The 19,782-nt window shown below is 47.7% G+C and carries 14 protein-coding genes and 1 pseudogene; 10 read left to right on the top strand and 5 right to left on the bottom strand.

Annotated features, from left to right (window positions below):
* Positions 1 to 27 precede the first annotated feature (27 nt).
* From menD to ACTQ16_RS07145, 3 genes are read right to left on the bottom strand one after another with little or no spacing between them, the layout of a single operon-like run.
* Positions 28 to 1,806 carry a 2-succinyl-5-enolpyruvyl-6-hydroxy-3-cyclohexene-1-carboxylic-acid synthase gene (gene menD / locus ACTQ16_RS07155; RefSeq protein WP_441936759.1) on the bottom strand — a complete coding sequence of 593 codons (1,779 nt, stop codon included), beginning with the start codon at positions 1,804 to 1,806 and terminating at the stop codon, positions 28 to 30.
* 57 nt (positions 1,807 to 1,863) lie between these two features.
* Entirely contained in the window at positions 1,864 to 3,036 is a 1,173-nt protein-coding gene (locus tag ACTQ16_RS07150) for an isochorismate synthase (RefSeq protein WP_441931851.1), read from the bottom strand.
* 3 nt (positions 3,037 to 3,039) lie between these two features.
* Complete coding sequence (locus ACTQ16_RS07145; protein WP_218415700.1) at positions 3,040 to 3,492, bottom strand: PaaI family thioesterase; 453 nt, start codon at positions 3,490 to 3,492, stop codon at positions 3,040 to 3,042.
* Positions 3,493 to 3,703: 211 nt separating this feature from the next.
* Between ACTQ16_RS07145 and ACTQ16_RS07140 the strand changes: the two genes are divergently transcribed.
* From ACTQ16_RS07140 to ACTQ16_RS07110, 7 genes and pseudogenes are all read left to right on the top strand, one after another.
* Complete coding sequence (locus ACTQ16_RS07140; RefSeq protein WP_441936758.1) at positions 3,704 to 6,007, top strand: alpha-N-acetylglucosaminidase; 2,304 nt, start codon at positions 3,704 to 3,706, stop codon at positions 6,005 to 6,007.
* 24 nt (positions 6,008 to 6,031) lie between these two features.
* Complete coding sequence (locus ACTQ16_RS07135) at positions 6,032 to 7,114, top strand: acyltransferase family protein (RefSeq protein ID WP_217760425.1); 1,083 nt, start codon at positions 6,032 to 6,034, stop codon at positions 7,112 to 7,114.
* A 131-nt stretch (positions 7,115 to 7,245) separates the two neighbouring features.
* Positions 7,246 to 8,976, top strand: a complete 1,731-nt coding sequence (gene lysS, locus ACTQ16_RS07130) for a lysine--tRNA ligase (protein WP_441936757.1) — start codon at positions 7,246 to 7,248, stop codon at positions 8,974 to 8,976.
* Between the two features lie 139 nt (positions 8,977 to 9,115).
* Positions 9,116 to 10,114: an NAD(P)H-dependent glycerol-3-phosphate dehydrogenase gene (locus ACTQ16_RS07125; protein ID WP_441936755.1), complete on the top strand. Its 999-nt coding sequence runs from the start codon at positions 9,116 to 9,118 to the stop codon at positions 10,112 to 10,114.
* An 8-nt stretch (positions 10,115 to 10,122) separates the two neighbouring features.
* Entirely contained in the window at positions 10,123 to 11,481 is a 1,359-nt protein-coding gene (locus ACTQ16_RS07120) for a glucose-6-phosphate isomerase (protein ID WP_295345841.1), read from the top strand.
* Between the two features lie 139 nt (positions 11,482 to 11,620).
* Entirely contained in the window at positions 11,621 to 12,379 is a 759-nt protein-coding gene (locus ACTQ16_RS07115) for an HAD hydrolase-like protein (RefSeq protein ID WP_295345839.1), read from the top strand.
* Between the two features lie 144 nt (positions 12,380 to 12,523).
* Positions 12,524 to 12,691: pseudogene (locus ACTQ16_RS07110) on the top strand (L-fucose:H+ symporter permease); the annotation flags it as partial.
* A 92-nt stretch (positions 12,692 to 12,783) separates the two neighbouring features.
* Here ACTQ16_RS07110 and mnmA read toward each other — a convergent pair.
* Positions 12,784 to 13,920 carry a tRNA 2-thiouridine(34) synthase MnmA gene (gene mnmA / locus ACTQ16_RS07105; protein WP_441936754.1) on the bottom strand — a complete coding sequence of 379 codons (1,137 nt, stop codon included), beginning with the start codon at positions 13,918 to 13,920 and terminating at the stop codon, positions 12,784 to 12,786.
* Positions 13,921 to 14,267: 347 nt separating this feature from the next.
* On the opposite strand from mnmA, the gene ACTQ16_RS07100 reads away from it, so the two are divergent.
* The 3 genes from ACTQ16_RS07100 to ACTQ16_RS07090 all read left to right on the top strand — a co-directional run bounded on the left by ACTQ16_RS07100 (position 14,268) and on the right by ACTQ16_RS07090 (position 18,473).
* The gene (locus ACTQ16_RS07100; RefSeq protein ID WP_441936753.1) at positions 14,268 to 15,956 is read left to right on the top strand and encodes a putative transporter; all 1,689 of its coding nucleotides are present in this window, start codon (positions 14,268 to 14,270) and stop codon (positions 15,954 to 15,956) included.
* Positions 15,957 to 15,965: 9 nt separating this feature from the next.
* Positions 15,966 to 17,426 (top strand): threonine/serine exporter family protein, encoded by a 1,461-nt coding sequence (locus ACTQ16_RS07095; RefSeq protein ID WP_295345837.1) that lies wholly within the window; start codon positions 15,966 to 15,968, stop codon positions 17,424 to 17,426.
* A 135-nt stretch (positions 17,427 to 17,561) separates the two neighbouring features.
* Positions 17,562 to 18,473, top strand: coding sequence for a LysR family transcriptional regulator (locus ACTQ16_RS07090; protein ID WP_294969115.1), 912 nt, complete (start codon positions 17,562 to 17,564; stop codon positions 18,471 to 18,473).
* A gap of 111 nt (positions 18,474 to 18,584) precedes the next feature.
* On the opposite strand, the gene ACTQ16_RS07085 is transcribed toward ACTQ16_RS07090, so the two are convergent.
* Positions 18,585 to 19,463, bottom strand: a complete 879-nt coding sequence (locus ACTQ16_RS07085; RefSeq protein WP_295345835.1) for an EamA family transporter — start codon at positions 19,461 to 19,463, stop codon at positions 18,585 to 18,587.
* Positions 19,464 to 19,782: the final 319 nt, after the last annotated feature.

Raw genomic sequence — 19,782 nt, 5'->3', positions numbered from 1 at the left:
TTTCAGGTTACTTTCAGAAAGGATGGTTCATCCTTCTTTCTCTGATGATAACTCTAAACTATTATAATATTCATCCAGAACCTGATTATCTGTTTCTATATCCGTAAGAACCTCCAGAAGCATCGGTCTGCTTGACTCGGTATGGATGAGCCAATCGATACCCTCACAGAGCGACTTCATATCATCAGCGTTCTGATAGGCTACATCTTGTGCCAGACAGATGTGATAAGCAGAAGTGCAATGCTCAGCCATCACCAGTTTCTCGCGTGCAGAACTTTCCTTCAATCCCTTGAACTTGGCAAAGATGGCTCCGCCGCCATTATTCAAGAGCAAGATGCGAAGACTGCCATTGAGATTCTGATTCCAGAGGGCATTCTGATCGTAGAAGAAACTCAGGTCGCCCAACACGCAGAAAACCTTCTGCTGGCTCCTGACATCAGGATGATGATATTCCGAAAGATAGATAGACAAGCCCGCAGCTGCAGATAGCGAACCCTCGATACCATTCACCCCCCGATTGCAATGCACATACTGGCGGGCATAAATGCAAGCCAGACGAATAGCCATGCTATTGCCATAAAAGAGACGGCACTCACGAGTATCATCCAGTGAATGAGCCAGAAACTCGGTCTGAAAAGCCTTCACCGCAGCCATACTGCTGAAGGATGGTTCATAATCGAAAGCATGACGCTTAGCCGCCCACAGTGCTTTTTCCCAACGTTCCTTATACGCATCCACTTCATCCCGATAAACCTGATCATAAGAGGTCATGGCATCCGCCAGCAGTGTGGTATCGCATTGGAAGATACGGTCAATACGCATAAAGGTATCGATGTAATCACCATCGGTGCTTGCCCGCCACACCTTAGCACCTTTCTTCACGGCAAGGCGAAGGAACAGCTTGAGGCGCTTGCTCACCAGGGTGCCTCCTACATAGAGAATAAAATCGGGCATATAATCCCCGTTATCTCCCACATTATTCAGCACTTCATCGAAATTGGTAACCAGGAGATTGCTGGAAAATTCCCGGCATGCAGGATCCTCGCTTGACGTGCCTAAAGCCGTCGGTTCGATGAGCGTAACTGCCCACGAATCAATCTGCTTGATACCGTAAAGCTGACTGCATGGATAATCCTGTCCCACCACGATCATCGGCTTTCTGGCATTCAGAAAATCAAGCATATCACCGTAATGGAAACTGCCGCCAAAGAGATTGGTCTTCACGTAATCCACCCAATGAGTTTTCGGCAGCTTGTCTACCGTAAACTGATAGAGAGGTTCAGAAAGCTGGATATTGATATGTACCGGACCTATCTTGCGGTGCACGCAGTCGATGACCGCTTCATGCACCAACCGTTCACAATACCAAGCCTGCTCCTCGTTGGATACGATTGGAAGATTCACACTTCTGTTCACCATCGTACCGAATACATGAGCCTGCGGCAGGGTCTGTCCATCCTGCTGGCCTATCCAAGCCTCCGGTCTATCTGCCGAAATTATGATGATTGGCAACTTCTGATAATAAGCCTCACAGACTGCCGGATAGAGATTGAGCAATGCAGAGCCGGAAGTAACACAGACCGCTACCGGATCCGGACACGGTGACGGATTACCCAAGGCAATACCCATAGCCACAAATCCCGCACTGCGTTCATCGGTGACTGGATAGCAGGTAATGCCATCCATCTCATTAAGATTATGTACGATGGGCGCATTACGACTTCCAGGACAAACCACTACTCTTCTCACACCATGAGATGCGAGAACAGCCGTCAGGATATTGACATTATCGATATTACTAAACACGAAAACTAATTTATAATAATATAATTTACAATTAATAATTAACAATTGCCAATTCTGCTAAAGCAAAACCCGTCTGATTGTCTGCATTTTAGCTTCAGTTTCCTTCCACTCCTTTTCCATCTCGCTCTCCTTGAGCAATCCGCCACCGGCATATAGTTCACAGATGCCATCCTGCAAGATGTTCATGCAGCGGAGAGAAACGAAGAGATGAGTCTTTCCCTGCGAAGAAATCGGACCGACAAAACCGCTATAGTATTTACGGGAATGAAGCTCATGCTGCAATATGAACCGGCGAGCCGCATCCTTTGGGATACCACAGACTGCAGGCGTAGGATACAAAGCATTGATCACATCCCCCAACCTGCCTTTATCCAGCAATCTGAAAGAGATATCGGTACGGAGATGATAAAGATTGGCAGCCATCGTGGTATACGGACCTTTCAGTCTGTAATCCCCAGCAAAGCCCTTGATGCAGTCTTCGATATAATCCGTAACATACTGCTGCTCTTCCCTGTTCTTCTCCGACCATTCCACGCCCTCTACCGGATAATCAGCAATGGTTCGGGAAGGCTCCGCCTTTTGCGTACCTGCCAAAGACATCGTCTGATACTCATCTCCCTCCCCCTTGAGCAAGATTTCCGGAGTTGCCATCAGCCACATACCCGATTGGGAAGTATAAACCAAGGCAACGAAAAGACGAGGATACATACGGCAGGTTTTCAGGAAAAGCGCCTTTAAAGACGCAACATCCTGAGCATCAACACTATCTATTTTTTTTATTCTGATTTTATCACTCACCAGAGAAACTTTTCTTGCCAAAACAATCTTGCTGAATGTCTCTTCGGATAACTGCTGATGAAAGCATTCAAACTCTCTGGCGTAGGCCTCAAAATTACGTCCCGACGTAGCGTTTACTGCGTCCCGATGCAGTTCTGGCTGCGTCCCGACGTATGAAGAGCTACGTCGGGATGCATTTTCAGCCCCATCGGGAGAGGATTGCGGAGCCTTCTCTCCAGGGCCATTTTCGTTCCCCACAGCAATCAGTTTGCTTTCATCAGGATGAATCAAAAGCACAGGACAATCGCTGGATGGCGAGAAAGGAGCTATTACAAACCCCTCCTTACCATTCAGTTCTGCCACAGAAAAGAGAACTTCCGGCTCACCCTCATGCTGCACCACATAATGAGCGTGATGCAGATAAGGCAAACGATAGTATGCAAATGCCGTCATACTTTATTCTTCTGTCTTATTAGATTCCTCCATCTTAGTATCTTTCTTCTTAGGAGTAAACACATAGTTGGTTACCTGTACGGTGCAGATCAACTCATCAGCAGTGTTTTTGATTGCAACTTCCCAAGTATGCAGGGTCCTGCCTTTGTGAACCAGCTTGGCATATGCAGTAACCGTATCTCCCTCGCTCACTGCTAGTACATGAGTGCCACTCACATTGATGCCCACAGCTATCTGACCAGGGCAGAGAGCCAAGGAGCCGATACCAGCCACATTTTCCGCCAGTGCCAGAGAAGCACCCCCACTCAGGAATCCGAATGGCTGGCGATTACGCTCATCCACTTTCATCGTAGCCTGAAGCGTATCAGGCTCAGGAGTTGAGATAAAATGCATGCCGAGGGTTTTAGAAAGTCCATCGGTCTTACTTATTCTTTTTACTACTTCGTCTATGTTCATCCTTATCAAAATTTAAAGTTGGTTGTTTAGGGGGGATAAGAGCAAACGGATGTCCAACTCACTCCTCACCTCATTTTCTTGCAAAATTAATGCAAATAAAAGACAAAACAAAATAAATAAGCCTTTTTTATACTTTTAAACACTTTTACTTGGTATGAACCGCATTTTTTTACTATCTTTGCAGCATATTGAAACAACAACAAACGATTTTATGAAAAAATTACTCCTAGGACTATTATGTACTATTACTTTTGGTGCATACGCAAATCCGGCAGACGATCTTCTGAATCGCATAGACAAGGGAGCTGCTGCCAAGTTCAAGACAATACTTGTCAAGTCTGACAAAGATTTCTTCGAGATAGACCAAGCTAGAAGCGGAAAGAATGCAACAGCATCCCAATCTGCCGGTAGAAACAATCCCATCATCATCCGGGGCAACTCCTGGGTGAATATTGCCGTGGGCATCAACTGGTATCTGAAGCATTATGCCGGCATCCATATCACATGGAACAGCATGAACACCAAACTGCCAGCAGTACTGCCAGCCGTCAAGCAGAAGGAGCGCCACGAGACCGACCTCAAACTGCGCTACGATTTCAACTACTGTACCTTCTCCTACACGATGGCTTTCTGGGACTGGAACCGATGGCAGAAAGAAATAGACTGGATGGCGCTTCACGGCATCAACATGCCACTTGCAGCCGTGGGCACAGAATGCGTGTGGCGCAACATGCTCCTGAAACTGGGATATTCAGAAGAAGAAGTGGGCAAGTTCATCGCCGGACCCGCTTTCCTTGCCTGGTGGGAGATGAACAACCTGGAAGGTTGGGGAGGTCCGCTTCCATTGAGCTGGTATAAGCAGCAGGAAACTCTCCAGAAGAAGATTCTTGCCAGAATGAAGGAGATGGGAATGAAACCTGTCTTGCCTGGCTATTGCGGTATGGTGCCTCACGATGCCAAAGAGAGATTGGGGTTGAACGTGACGGATGCCGGCAAGTGGAACGGTTACCAGCGCCCTGCCAACCTCTCTCCTACCGATAGCAGATTTACAGAAATCGCCGACCTATATTATAAGGAACTGACCAAGCTCTACGGAAAATCAGATTTCTATTCGATGGATCCTTTCCACGAGAGCGGTGACGATGCAGCCGTGGATTATGCCAAAGCAGGAAAGGCACTGATGAGTGCAATGAAGCGTGCTAACCCAAAAGCCATCTGGGTGGTACAGGGATGGAACGAAAATCCTCGCCCTCAGATGATTGAAGACTTAAAGGTAGGCGACATCCTGGTGCTCGACCTCTTCTCCGAATGCCGTCCGATGTTTGGCGGTCCCAGCATTCTGAAGCGCGATGGTGGTTACGGCAAGCACCAGTGGCTCTTCTGTATGCTGGAGAATTTCGGTGGCAATGTGGGTCTGCATGGAAGAATGGACCAGCTGCTGAACAACTTCTATCTGGCAACGGGGAAAAAGGACACCCAAAAACAAGAGAATTCTTCACTCCTCACTCTTCACTCTTCACTTAAGGGATGGGGCTTCACGATGGAAGGTTCAGAAAACAACCCTGTGATGTTTGAACTGATGAGCGAACTGCCTTGGCGTGCCGAGAAGACTACCAAGGAAGACTGGCTCAAGGAATACTGCTATGCCCGATATGGGGTACACGATGCAACCATCGAGAAAGCATGGACAATTCTGGCTCAGAGCATCTACAACTGTCCGATGGGCAACAACCAGCAGGGTCCTCACGAGAGCATCTTCTGCGGACGCCCTTCGTTAAACAACTTCCAGGTTTCCAGCTGGTCGAAGATGCGCAACTATTACGACCCGGAGGATACCCGGCAGGCAGCCATTCTCTTTGCCAGCGTAGCAGACAAATACCGTGGCAACAACAACTATGAGTATGATCTGGTAGATATCTGCCGCCAGGCACTTGCCGACCAGGGGCGCAAACAGTACTGGAAAGCCATTGCAGACTATCATTCCTTCTCCCGTAAGGAGTTTGACAAGGATGCTGACCGTTTCCTGAAGATGATTCTTCTACAGGACCAACTGCTCGGTACCCGTCCAGAATTCCGTCTGGGACATTGGATAGAGGAAGCACGCAACCTGGGCAAGACCGCTGAAGAGAAAGACCTCTACGAATGGAATGCCCGAGTACAGATTACCACCTGGGGCAACCGTGTCTGCGCAGACGACGGCGGGCTACGGGATTATGGACACAAGGAATGGCAAGGTTTGCTGAAGGATTTCTACTACAAGCGATGGAGTACCTATATGAAAGCACTCGCCGACCAGATGGCAGCTTGCACCAACATCGATTACGATGCCTTGGGCAATGGCAAGAATGCAGGAAAAACATCCGCAGAGCTCTTCCAGCTGGCATTGCCTAGCGCACCGAAAATCGACTGGTATGCGCTGGAGGAACCATGGACCCTGCAGAAGAATCCATACTCTTCAAAGCCAGAAGGGAACACTGTGGATGTAGCAAAAGAAGTCATTCATTTCATCAAGTAATTCGTGAAAGTCATCAAGTAATATATGAACAGATTAAAATCACTCGACGTGATGCGAGGACTCACCGTAGCCCTCATGATATTGGTTAACAATGGCGGGGAGCACAACTACAGCTTTCTGGAGCATAGCAAGTGGAATGGTCTCACACCGTGCGACCTTGTCTTCCCGTTCTTCCTCTTCATGGTGGGAATGTCAACCTTCATATCCCTGAAGAAGACAGAGTTCAAGCCCTCAGCCCACGTCTATAGAAAGATAGCCAAGCGAACCATCCTACTCTTCCTCATCGGTTTGGGTATCAACTGGTTTGACATGATATGCAGTGGAGATGCACTAGACTTTGCCCACCTGCGAATATGGGCAGTATTGCAGCGCATAGCCATCTGCTACGGAGTCGTGGCCCTGCTCGCCATCACCCTGAACCATCGCTATTTCATCCATACCATCATCGGATTACTCGTAGTTTATATGGGCATTCTGGTGTTTGGCAATGGCTATGCATACGATGCATCCACCAATATCCTGGCACAGGTAGACCGCAGCATTTTCGGCATCAACCATCTCTATCAAAGAAGTCCGGTAGACCCGGAAGGATTACTGAGCACGATTCCATCCATCGCCCATACGATGATAGGATTCCTCTGCTGCAAGTACATTTCCGTAGCAGGTCAGACCGTAGATTCGAAGATCAAGGTATTGAAGGTGGCAGGTCTCGTGATGGTAGCTCTAGGCTTCGGACTCTCCCTGATTGGTTTCGGCATCAACAAGCGCATCTGGAGTCCCAGCTACGTATTCGTAACCTGCGGATTCGCCTCCTGGATATTGGGCATCCTGTTGCAGTTTATCGACAACAAGCCGAGCAGCAAGGACAACATCCTGACCAAGGGTCTGCTTGCCTTTGGCATGAATCCGCTTTTTCTCTATGTGATGAGCGAGGCACTTGCCATTCTCTTTGGAAGTTTTGACATCAAGGCAGAGATTTTCATTGGCATCCAGAGCGTCATCAGCGATGAGTATGTAGCATCGCTCACCTACGCCCTCTTCTTTGTAGCTATCCACGCAGCAATGGGTATCTGGATGTATCACCGAAAAATCTTCATCAAACTATAGGCTTGCGCAACATTTGCATAGATAAATTACCTTATTGTATTAAAAAGCATAAAAATAGGGCAAGAGTTCGAAAAATTATTTGTATTTTTGCACCAACAAAAAGAAAACAAATAGATTTATCTAAATAAAGTATGAACATTTTAGAGTTAAGCGAACAGGAAATCGTTCGCAGACAAAGTCTTCAGACATTGCGCGAGATGGGCATCGACCCATACCCAGCAGCAGAGTTTCCAACCAATGCATTCAGCACTGACATCAAAGCTGAGTTTAAGGACGAGGACGAGCCACGCCAGGTAGTTATCGCTGGCCGTATGATGGGTCGCCGCGTAATGGGTAAAGCCAGTTTCGCTGAGTTGCAGGACTCAAAGGGAAGAATCCAGGTTTATATCGCCCGCGACGAGATTTGTCCAGACGAGAACAAGGACCTTTACAATACAGTATTCAAGAAGCTTCTCGATATCGGTGACTTCATCGGTGTAAAGGGTTTCGTATTCCGCACACAGACTGGCGAAATTTCAGTTCACGCCAAGGAGTTGTGCCTGCTCTCCAAGAGCTTGAAGCCACTCCCAATCGTGAAGTACAAGGATGGTGTGGCTTACGACAAGTTCGACGACCCAGAGTTGCGTTACCGTCAGCGCTACGTTGACCTCATCGTAAACGATGGTGTGAAGGAAACCTTCCTGCAGCGTGCCACTGTGCTCCGCACTCTCCGCAGCGTACTTGACAACGCTGGTTATACAGAGGTAGAGACTCCTACCCTGCAGAGCATTGCCGGTGGTGCTTCTGCCCGTCCATTCATCACCCACTTCAACGCACTCGATCAGGATATGTACATGCGTATCGCTACCGAGCTTTATCTGAAGCGCCTCATCGTAGGTGGTTTCGAGGGTGTTTATGAAATCGGCAAGAACTTCCGCAACGAGGGTATGGACCGCAACCACAACCCTGAGTTTACCTGTATGGAGCTTTATGTTCAGTACAAGGACTACAACTGGATGATGGCTTTCACAGAGAAGCTGCTCGAAACCATCTGTATCGCCGTAAACGGCAAGCCAGAGCGCGAGATTGATGGCAACATCATCAGCTTCAAGGCTCCATATCGCCGTCTGCCTATCCTCGATGCAATCAAGGAAAAGACCGGTTTCGACTGCAACGGCAAGACCGAGGAAGAGATCCGCTCATTCTGCAAGGAGAAGGGCATGGACGTAGATGAGACCATGGGTAAGGGTAAGTTGATTGATGAGCTCTTCGGTGAGTTCTGCGAGGGTACATTCCTCCAGCCAACCTTCATCACCGACTATCCTGTAGAGATGTCTCCATTGACCAAGATGCACCGTTCAAAGCCAGGCTTGACCGAGCGTTTCGAGTTGATGGTAAACGGTAAGGAGCTTGCCAATGCATACTCTGAGCTCAACGACCCAATCGACCAGGAAGAGCGTTTCATCGACCAGATGAAGCTTGCCGACAAGGGTGATGATGAGGCAATGATCATCGATCAGGACTTTCTCCGTGCCCTCCAGTACGGTATGCCTCCAACATCAGGTATCGGTATCGGTATCGACCGCTTAGTCATGTTGATGACCGGCAAGACCTTCATCCAGGAAGTACTGTTCTTCCCACAGATGAAACCAGAGAAGAAGATGCCACAGAGCACCATCAAGGAATGGGCAGAGATTGGCGTGCCAGAGGATTGGGCATACGTGCTCCGCAAGGCAGGTTTCAACCTCATCTCTGATATCCGTGAAGAGAAAGCACAAGGCTTGCAGCAGAAGATTGGAGAAATCAACAAGAAGTACAAGCTCGGCTACGAGAAGCCTTCTGTTGATGACATCCAGGGCTGGATTGATGCAGCAAATGCTTAATTGATAATGCATAATTAATAATGTATAATTAATAAAGAGTTCCGGCTTTTTATTAGTTATACATTATATCTACAAACAAAGGCGAAAGCCTCATTATACATTATTAATTATTAATTTTTAATTTATAAATTCATTCGAAGTGTATAACTGCGGTAAAATAGCGATTATTGGCGGCGGTAGCTGGGCTACGGCAATAGCCAAGATTGTGGTGGGGCATACTCATCACATAGGCTGGTATATGCGTCGCAATGACCGCATCGAAGACTTCAAGCGCATGGGGCATAACCCAGCCTATCTGATGTCGGCACGATTCAACGTAGATGAGATTTTCTTCTCTTCCGATATCAACAAGATAGTGCAGAACTACGATACGCTCGTATTCGTAACCCCATCGCCATACCTCAAGAATCATCTCAAGAAACTCAAGACTCGCATCAGCGACAAGTTTATTATCACAGCCATCAAGGGTATTGTGCCAGATGAGAACCTCGTTTGCTCAGAATATTTCCATCAGGTATACGATGTTCCTTACGAGAATCTGGCATGTATCGGTGGACCTTCTCATGCCGAAGAGGTAGCGCTGGAACGATTGAGCTATCTCACAGTGGGCTGCAGTGATACAGACAAGGCGCATGCCTTTGCCAACGACTGTCTGGCAAGCGAGTTTATCAAGACCAAGACTTCGAGCGACGTGGTTGGTATCGAATACTCTTCGGTGCTGAAAAACGTATATGCCATTGCTGCAGGTATCTGTGGCGGTTTGAAGTATGGAGACAATTTCCAGGCGGTACTCATGTCAAACGCTGTTCAGGAGATGCATCGCTTCCTTACAGCCGTCCACCCTATCGAACGTAGTATGTACGACTCGGTATATCTGGGCGACCTGCTCGTGACGGGTTACAGCAACTTCTCCCGCAACCGTACCTTCGGAACCATGATAGGTAAAGGCTACAGCGTGAAGAGTGCGCAGATAGAGATGGAGATGATTGCCGAGGGATACTTTGGTACGAAGTGTATGAAGGAAATCAATCGCCACATGCACGTCAACATGCCAATCCTCGATGCCGTATATAATATATTGTATGAACGCATCAGTCCACAAATAGAGATAAAACTTTTAACAGATTCATTTAGATAAATGGTAAAATGAAAAGTATCAGCTTAAACATTACAAAGGCTGCATCATTCCTCGCTGAGGGTGCAGTAAAGGCTTACGAGCCTAAGGTAAAGGCCGCTCAGGAAGCTCTTGAGAACGGCACTTGTGAAGGTAACGATTTCCTGGGATGGTTGCATTTGCCATCTTCTATCACTCCTGAGTTCCTCGATGAGATTCAGTCTGTTGCCAACACATTGCGTGAGAAGTGTGAGGTTGTTGTTGTTGCAGGTATCGGTGGTAGCTACCTCGGTGCTCGCGCCGTTATCGAAGGCCTCGGTAACTCTTTTGCTTGGCTCCTAAACGACAAGAAGAACCCTACTATCCTCTTCGCAGGTAACAATATCGGTGAGGACTACCTCTTCGAGTTGACTTCTTACTTGAAGGACAAGAAGTTTGGTGTCATCAACATCTCTAAGTCTGGTACCACAACTGAGACAGCTCTTGCTTTCCGTCTTTTGAAGAAGCAGTGCGAGGATCAGCGTGGCAAGGACGAGGCTAAGGATGTTATCGTAGCCGTTACCGACGCTAAGAAGGGTGCTGCCCGCACTTGCGCTGACAAGGAGGGTTACAAGAGTTTCATCATCCCAGACAACGTGGGTGGTCGCTTCTCTGTCTTGACTCCAGTAGGTCTGTTGCCTATCGCAGTAGCTGGTTTCGATGTAAAGCAGCTCGTTGCCGGTGCAGCTGAAATGGAGAAGGCTTGCGGCAAGGACGTAGCTTTCGAGGAGAACCCTGCTGCCATCTATGCAGCTACACGTCAGGCTCTCTACACTCAAGCTGGCAAGAAGATTGAGATTGTATGCAACTTCCAGCCAAAGCTTCACTACTTTGCTGAGTGGTGGAAGCAGCTCTATGGTGAGAGCGAGGGTAAGGACCAGAAGGGTATCTTCCCAGCAGCTTGCGACTTCACTACCGACCTTCACTCTATGGGTCAGTGGATTCAGCAGGGCGAGCGCTCTATCTTCGAGACTGTTATCAGCGTTGAGACTCCTAACGAGAAGCTGCTCTTCCCACACGACGATGAGAACCTCGACGGTTTGAACTTCCTCGAGGGCAAGCGTGTTGATGAGGTTAACAAGATGGCTGAGCTCGGTACACGTCTGGCTCACGTTGACGGTGGTGTTCCTAACATCCTGGTTAACGTGCCTGAGTTGAACGCTTACTACCTTGGTCAGCTGATCTACTTCTTCGAGAAGGCTTGCGGTATCAGCGGTCTCTTGGAAGAGGTGAACCCATTCAACCAGCCAGGTGTTGAGGCTTACAAGAAGAACATGTTCGCATTGCTCAACAAGCCAGGTTATGAGGCAGAGAGCAAGGCTATCCAGGAGCGTCTGGCTAACGAGAAATAATATATATTTTAGGATATTTTAGGAGTTAAAGGAGTTAAGACAAATGCTTTTCTCCTAGAAAAACAGAGAGAGGACATAAGATTATAAACTATTGTCTTAACTCCTCAACTTCTTTAACTCCTTAACTCCTTCAAATTTTATGAAAGATATTATTTCAAAATACTTAAAAGACCACGGCTTTGGGGAATTCAACCCTAAAGCCGTTCTTTTTGATATGGATGGCGTATTATATAATAGTATGCCCAATCATGCCGTGGCATGGCAGGAGTCAATGAAACAGTTCGATATCCACATGACTGCCGCCGATGCCTATGCCACCGAGGGAGCCCGAGGCATCGATACCATCCAGATGATGGTGAAGAAGCAGAAAGGTATCGACATCTCCCTGGATGAAGCGCAGAAGATGTATGATGTGAAGACCGACATCTTCCATTCCATGCCAACCGCCGAGATATTCCCTGGCGTGAAGGAAATCATGCAGAAGATCAAGGATGCAGGAATGCAGGTGGGAGTAGTTACCGGTAGCGGTCAGCGCCCACTCATCCAGAGACTCCTCAACGACTTCGGCGAATACCTAGACGAAGCGCATATCGTAACCGCATACGATGTGAAGCGCGGCAAGCCAAATCCTGATCCATACCTGATGGGATTGCAGAAGGCTGGCGACTTGAAACCATGGGAAGGTATCGTGGTAGAGAATGCTCCATTGGGCGTGCGTGCCGGTGTAGCTGCCAACATCTTCACAGTGGCTATCAATAGCGGTCCATTGCCAGATAAGGAACTCGCTGATAAAGGTAGCAACCTGCTCTATCATCAGATGACCGAGTTCTGCGCAGAATTTGAGCAACTCATATCTACAGCCAAACAGATTGCTACAGGCAATACTCCAAACGTGTAAGTAACCCAATTACTTACACGTTTTTCTTTTATGAAAATAAAAACAAATAAACACAAAAAAATATAACGACCATAACAATGATGTTTTTTATCACTATCTTTGAAGGCAACTACCTGGTATCCAGCTAACCGTGACTACTTCCGTGGCGGCGGTGTCCTGACACCTTTGCAGGCATCCATCATCGACATGCATACCGTATTCGGAATACCATCCACCAACGTATCGTTCATCCTCCCATTCATCTGTTTCGTGGTGATTGCCATCTACGGATTCCGCACCAAGTTGCGTAGCATAGGAAAGTTATTGGGTTAATTCTTTCAATAAACAACAAAAAAAGCTGTGTTCATCTACGGATAAACACAGCTTTTTTTGAATTATGTTAAGTGATTTATAACCCATAAAACCTAGATGGTGATTTCTCCCGAACCGTAGCAGCGATGATGATTTTCATCATAAACTACGCAGAATTGGCCAGGAGCTACACCATGAATTGCCTCTTCAGAATGAATCATCCATCTGCCATCATCGAGTTTTTCGATAGTAGCAGGATGATACTCCGGTGTATGTCGAATCTTGAAGGTTACCTTCTGCATCGCCACTTCCCTGGTAAGGAAATGGAAGTCCTGCAATGGGAAATCCTTCTTATAAGCCGTCTGAGGGTCATAACCATGACTTACATACAGAATATTGTTCTCCACATCCTTCTTGATGACGAACCAAGGACCGCCACCAAAGCCCAATCCCTTGCGCTGACCGATGGTATGGAACCACAATCCCTTATGTTCGCCAATGCGCTTTCCGGTCTCCATCTCAATCACATCGCCAGAGTTCTCGCCCAGATATCTGCGGATGTAATCATTATAGTTAATCTGCCCCAGAAAGCAGATTCCTTGACTATCTTTGCGCTTGGCATTGATGAGATGTTCCTCTTCTGCTATTTCACGAATTTCGTTTTTGATGTGATGACCGATAGGGAAAATCGCTTTTTTCAATTGCCAGCTCTCTATCTGAGCCAGAAAATCGGTCTGATCCTTTACGGGGTCAGGACTCGTAACAAGCCATTTATCGCCATTTTCGTCTGTTTCAGTCTGCGCATAATGGCCGGTTGCGATGAGATCATAGTGATGCCCCATCTTCTCATCGAACGCACCGAACTTGATGAGTCTGTTGCACATCACATCAGGATTTGGAGTGAATCCCGCCTTCACCTTGTCCATGGTATAGCGGGTCACCTCGTTCCAGTATTCCTGATGACAGTCAACAACTTCCAGCTTACAGCCATACTTTCGAGCCACGGCAGTAGCCATCTCCAGATCTTCCTCAGAGGAACAGTCCCATTCCTCCTTCTCTTCCGGACCAATCTTGATATAGAAGCAGTCAGGATGCAAGCCCAGTCGGACAAACTCCCAGACCACCACCGAACTATCCACGCCACCCGAAAGCAGCACAGCCACCCGCTTGTCCTTTACCTCGGCAAGGAAGTGCTCATCTCTGGTCTCCAATTCTTTCTCTCTTGGAGTATCTGTCAATATATTATCCATTTTCTATTCACTATTATTCAAAACTGAAGGCAAAGTTACAATAAATTCCGGAAAATATGCCCTAATTCCTCTTAAAAATCCATTATTTCCCCGAAAAGTCCACCATTTTTCACCATTCTCCGCTTCCATTTGCCATTTCTTCTATTGAAATTCCCTATAGCCAAAATCGACTCATTCCAACACCAATGCTTTTCTACTTTCGATTTTATCTATACCTTTGCAATCGAAAATCAGAGAGATGCAAGTATGGTAAAAAACTATAACAAGCATCGAAGACGGAAAAAGTAGTTATGACAAAAGAGCAATAACGAATAATTGTAGAAATAAACATCATATAATATAAGAACATGGATATCTTAAAAAATCTGTTTTACGGCTTCCCTGATCTGTGGGGAGGCGGTGTAGCCCACTCAGTAATGATCTTGGCATTGGTCATTACCCTGGGTTTAAGTTTAGGAAAGTTGAGAGTAAAGGGAGTTTCTCTCGGATTGGCATGGATTCTTTTCATCGGCCTCATCTTCGGTCATTACTCTCTCAATCTCGATGAGCACCTGCTTCACTTCCTTAAGGAGTTTGGCTTGATTCTCTTCGTTTATTCCATCGGTCTGGAAGTGGGTCCAGGTTTCTTCGCTTCCTTCAAGAATGGCGGCAAGAGTCTCAACCTGCTCAGCATCATCGTCATTACACTGAGCATCATCACTACCCTCGCCATCTTCTCCTTCTCAGGAACATCCATCACTTCTATGGCCGGTATTCTCTCAGGTGCTGTTACCAACACCCCAGGACTCGGTGCAGCACAGCAGGCTTTCAGCGACCTCCGTCACATCGATGCTCCTTCTATCGCAGCAGGATATGCCATCGCTTATCCTATGGGTGTACTGGGCGTCATTCTTTCCTTTATTATATTAAGGTATGCGCTGCGTATTGACAAGAGCGAAGAGGAAGCTGCAGCCAAGCGCGGTATGGGACACCTGGAGACGATGACCCTCAACACCTTCTCTATCCAGGTAACCAACCAGATGGTATTCGGCGACAGCATCAAGCAGATTCGCGACATCCTGAAGCGCGACTTCATGGTTTCAAAGATTATCCGCAAGAACAGCGACAAGCGCGATGAGGTAGTGAATGGCCGTACTATCATCGAAGAGGGAGATATCCTTCAGATTGTGGCTCACCCTACCGTAGAAGAGCCTATCACGGCATTGCTCGGCGAGAAAGTACAGGTCAGTGAGGAAAAATACGGCAAAGATCTCATCACCCGCCGCATCCGCATCACCAAGCCTGGCATCAACGGCAAGAGCATCAGCCAGCTTCAAATCCGTTCAAGCCTCGGCACCAACATCACCCGTGTGAACCGTAATGGTGTAGACCTGATCGCTACTCCACAGTTGAAGTTGCAGCTGGGCGACCGTGTTACAGTAGTGGGTACAGAGCTTGCCATCGCGCATACAGAGAAGGTATTGGGTAACCAGATGAAGCGCCTCAACTACCCTAATCTGATTCCTATCTTCCTGGGCATCATGCTGGGTTGTATCGTGGCTAACATTCCATTCTTCATCCCTGGCATCAACGAGAACCTGCGTCTCGGATTGACTGGTGGTCCATTGGTAGTAGCTATCCTGATAGGTTACTTCGGTCCGAAGTACAACCTCGTCACCTACAACACCATTTCAGCCAACCTGATGCTCCGTGAGATTGGTCTCTGCATCTTCCTGGCTTGCGTAGGTCTCGGAACAGGCGAACAGTTCATCCAGACTGTAGCCACAGAAAGCGGAATGACCTGGATTCTCTACGGTATCGCCATCACCATGATTCCTATCATCATCGGCGGCATCATCGGAAGATATGTGTTCCACATCAACTATTACACATTGCTCGGAGTATTGGCAGGTGCCAACACCAACCCATCTGCCCTGGCTTACGTCCGTGAGCAGACTTCGGCAGATGCACCATCTGTGGGCTATGCGAATGTTTATCCATTTGCCATGTTCCTCAGAATCGTTACTATTCAGATTATTATTTTCGTATTCGGATAAATAAAATATATGGAAGAAAAAAACATGAAGACCTGCGACTGCGCAGAGAAAGGCATTGACAACTACAACTGCAAGGAAATAGCAGAAACAGAACTGAGAAGAAAACTCGACCTGTTGTTACGCACTGGCAGCATCCTTATGGAGAGTGCTGCCGACACATCACGCATCATGCGAACGATGAAGCGTGCAGCAGCTTTCCTCGGACTCGACGAGCGCTACATGCACCTCTACATCAATTGGAATGTGCTGATGGTGAACTACAGCGACGAGGAGCATTCCTTCTCCAAGTTCCAGCGCTGCGAGAAACATGGCATCAACCTTACCTCTATCTCTCAGGTAAGCAAGCTCACCTGGCAGGCCATCAAGGAGAACTATTCTCTCGAACAGTATGAGCAGGCCCTGAACGATATCAAGGCCACTCCACGCAGCTTCACCCCTTGGCAGGTAGCCATCGGCGGTGGATTCGCCTGCGGTGGATTCTGCATCCAGTTCGGTTGCGACTGGCCAGCATTCTTCTTCTGTTCCCTGGCAGCTATTCTGGGCTTCCGTCTAAGAATGTTCCTGCCTACCAAGGGCTGCAACAACTATGTGGCTATCGGTATTTCGGCATTCGTTGCAACGCTGATTGCCTGGTTGACTTCGTTCTTGTCGCTCAATCCAGCCATCTCAGCCGCTCTTCCAAGCTTCATGCATTCTGATACCCCTTGGCATCCATTGATGGCTTGTGCCCTCTTCATCGTGCCGGGAGTTCCATTGATAAACTTTGTGAGCGATATGCTCGACGGATATATAGAGGTGGGAATGGTGCGCGCACTCAACACGCTGCTGATGATCTTTGCCATGGCGTTCGGTATCGCCTTCGCCATCCAGGTATGCCACATCGACAACTTCGTGAAGGATCTTACGATGACTCCTCACCACGAATACTGGGAGTTCGCCATCGCGGCAGCCGTATCAGCCATGGGCTTCTCTACCATCTTCAGCATTCCTAGACGCCTGTTGCCAGTTGTGGCTGTGGGCGGCATCATCGCCGTTTGCTTCCGCAACTTCGTCAACCTGGGTCCATCCAATGGCAACATCGGTCTCGACATGGGCCTGAGCATCGGTTCGCTTGCCGGTTCTGCACTCATCAGCGTCATCGTCATCAAGGCACGCCACTGGTTCCACACCCCTCACCAGTGCATCACCATTCCTAGCGTGATCCCAATGGTACCTGGAGTATTGATGTATCGCGCCCTCTTTGCCTTCATCGACATGCACGGTGTGGTAGGCGAGGTAACCGTGGGTATGAACAACCTGATCAAGGCTTCGCTCGCCATCATCTGCATCGCCCTGGGTGTTGCAATTCCAAACGTCTTCTTCCGCCGCTTCATCGCCGACAACCGCAAGCGCAAGCTCCTCAATATGCTGGTGGAGAGAAAGAAGAAGAATGGCGAGTTTGTGGATTTGCACGAAGTGGAAATCAAGTAATGCAGGATTGGAAATTTGAGAATATGGGATATTTTTTATCCCAAATTCTTGGATTTCGAAATAAATACATTATCTTTGCAGCGGAAACAAGCTATCGACTATCTCTGAAACCGATAGCCTTAAAAAAGGAAAATAATGGAAATACGACAACTGAAATACTTCTTGAAGGTAGCCGAGACGCTCAATTTCTCGGAGGCATCGCGCAAGCTCTACATCACGCAGAGCACCCTCTCGCAGCAGATTTCGCATCTGGAGCAGGAGATTGGATTGCCACTCTTCGAGCGAAACTCGCATGAGGTTTATCTTACAGAAGCTGGAAAGGAACTCCTGCCTTACGCTCAGAATGCGGTAAACTGCACCATGGCATGCGTTGACCACATGAACGACCTGAAGGAGATGCTCACCGGCGAACTGAACATCGGCGTTACCTACTCCTTCAGCAACATCATGGCAGAGACGCTCATCGCCTTCCTCCACGCTTATCCTCACGTGAAGCTGAACATCCAGTACCGTTCGATGCAGGAGCTGATGGACGGCTTGAAGAAGCGTGAACTCGACCTGGCGCTTACCTTCAAGCCACTCAAGACAGACAAGGCGATAGACAGCCGTGCCATCTTCAGCAACCGTCTGGCGGCAATCGTGAACGAGAACCATCCCCTGGCGCGTCTTTCATCCATCAAGCTCTCAGAACTGGAACGCTACGACCTCATCCTTCCATGCAAGGGTCTGCAGGCTCGCAACGCCTTCGACTATCTGATAGACGGCAAGGACCTCGATTTCAAGATCATGGTAGAAGTAAATAATGTGAACATCATCTTCGACCTCCTGCATCGCAGCAATCTGGTCAGTGTGCTCTCAGAATCAACCACCATCCTGGAAAAAGGCATGAGAGCGATTCCGATAGATGCTGCCGACAACGAGATGGATGGCTGCATCCACATCCTGAAGGATGCCTACATGAAGAACTCTGCCCAGGAATTTATCCGCATGCTGAGCCAGAGCACCAGTATCCTCGCCAACTTTGCGCTGAAGGATATCTTAAGATAAAACAGAAATTAAAGGGAAAGGTTATAATTCAATCTAAAAAAAGGCTGTCTCCGACATCATTGCGGAGGCAGCCTCGTATTTTATATATACCATTCATTCCGAAAGAAAAGTTTATTTCTTTCTGGCGATAATTATCGTTACACCAGCCAGGATGGCGAGGATGCCGATGGCTAGCTGCAGGGAGAAGCTCTCGCCAAAAATGCAGACACCGATGATGACTGCCGTTACTGGCTCCAGGGCACCCATGATGGCAGCTGGCGTACTGCCGATGAGATTGATGGAGATGGTCATGAAGAAAAGCGACAATACCGTTGGCAGCAACGCTAGCTGCGCAGCATAGATCCAATGCATCGGAGTTTGAAGCATCTGGATTTTCTCGCCCGCAATGAACGAATAGACAAGCATCGTGATGAGTCCGAATACCAGGATATAGAAGGTGAACTTGATGTTCGACATGCCCGGATTCTTCCACTGGTTCACCGAGATGATATAGAGCGCATAAAGCAGGGAAGAACACATCACCAGCGCAAAACCAGCCGTGCTCAACTTGTCGTTGCCGTCACCCTGATAGAGCAAGCCTACACCCGATACAGCCAGCAAAATGGCGAGCGTGGTGGTCCACGTCACCTTCTCATGGAAGAACACCGTCATCAGTATCGCCGTCATGATGGGATAGACGAAGAGGATGGTGCTGGCAATACCTGCCGCCATATAATGGAAACTGACATAAAGCGTAGCTGATGAGAGGGAGAACATACAGCCCAACGTGGCAAGACGGATCAGGTGTCCCCATTTTACCTTAAAGCTCTCCTTGCGGAACAGCATCACCACGGCAAACATCAATACCGCCAGGAGATAGCGATAGATGAGCACCGAACTGGAATTGAATCCGTCGCCATAGAGCTCCAACGTACCCAAAGGATTGGTACCATAACACACGGCGGCAACAACTCCCGCCGCAAAGCCTTTCACTTTATTACTGCTTGTCATTTGAATTAAAACGCTTTTTTACCAAGTTTTTCTTATCCCTTATTAATATTTTTATAAATATCTACTCGTTTCGGGCTGCAAAAGTACTGCAAAAAATCGAAATAAGCTAATAAAATCGCATAAATATCTTGTTACAATCGAGAAAAAATGCCCGATTCTTGCACTTTACGAAAATAAATAGTACCTTTGCAATATCTTTTGTACAAAACCTAAAATCCGCAAGCAATCTCAATGACAATCTCAATTGCAGTAAAGAGCTTGAACACTATGCATCATGATAGTATGAGCGTGAATTTTGTCCGATTTGTGCACACCATCC

This window comes from Prevotella sp. LCP21S3_D2 (assembly GCF_052118345.1).
In the GTDB taxonomy this organism is placed as follows: Bacteria; Bacteroidota; Bacteroidia; order Bacteroidales; family Bacteroidaceae; genus Prevotella.
The sequence above is the reverse complement of the archived record's forward strand: the minus strand, read 5'-3'. Positions and strand labels throughout refer to the sequence as shown.

Excerpts from the sequence above, each read along its gene's own strand:
- ACTQ16_RS07115 (WP_295345839.1), top strand. The coding sequence starts at position 11,621 with ATGAAAGATATTATTTCAAAATACTTAAAAGACCACGGCTTTGGGGAA.
- mnmA (WP_441936754.1), bottom strand. The coding sequence starts at position 13,920 with ATGGATAATATATTGACAGATACTCCAAGAGAGAAAGAATTGGAGACC.
- ACTQ16_RS07095 (WP_295345837.1), top strand. The coding sequence starts at position 15,966 with ATGGAAGAAAAAAACATGAAGACCTGCGACTGCGCAGAGAAAGGCATT.
- lysS (WP_441936757.1), top strand. The coding sequence starts at position 7,246 with ATGAACATTTTAGAGTTAAGCGAACAGGAAATCGTTCGCAGACAAAGT.
- ACTQ16_RS07100 (WP_441936753.1), top strand. The coding sequence starts at position 14,268 with ATGGATATCTTAAAAAATCTGTTTTACGGCTTCCCTGATCTGTGGGGA.
- ACTQ16_RS07135 (WP_217760425.1), top strand. The coding sequence starts at position 6,032 with ATGAACAGATTAAAATCACTCGACGTGATGCGAGGACTCACCGTAGCC.
- ACTQ16_RS07145 (WP_218415700.1), bottom strand. The coding sequence starts at position 3,492 with ATGAACATAGACGAAGTAGTAAAAAGAATAAGTAAGACCGATGGACTT.
- ACTQ16_RS07140 (WP_441936758.1), top strand. The coding sequence starts at position 3,704 with ATGAAAAAATTACTCCTAGGACTATTATGTACTATTACTTTTGGTGCA.
- ACTQ16_RS07150 (WP_441931851.1), bottom strand. The coding sequence starts at position 3,036 with ATGACGGCATTTGCATACTATCGTTTGCCTTATCTGCATCACGCTCAT.
- ACTQ16_RS07085 (WP_295345835.1), bottom strand. The coding sequence starts at position 19,463 with ATGACAAGCAGTAATAAAGTGAAAGGCTTTGCGGCGGGAGTTGTTGCC.
- ACTQ16_RS07090 (WP_294969115.1), top strand. The coding sequence starts at position 17,562 with ATGGAAATACGACAACTGAAATACTTCTTGAAGGTAGCCGAGACGCTC.
- ACTQ16_RS07120 (WP_295345841.1), top strand. The coding sequence starts at position 10,123 with ATGAAAAGTATCAGCTTAAACATTACAAAGGCTGCATCATTCCTCGCT.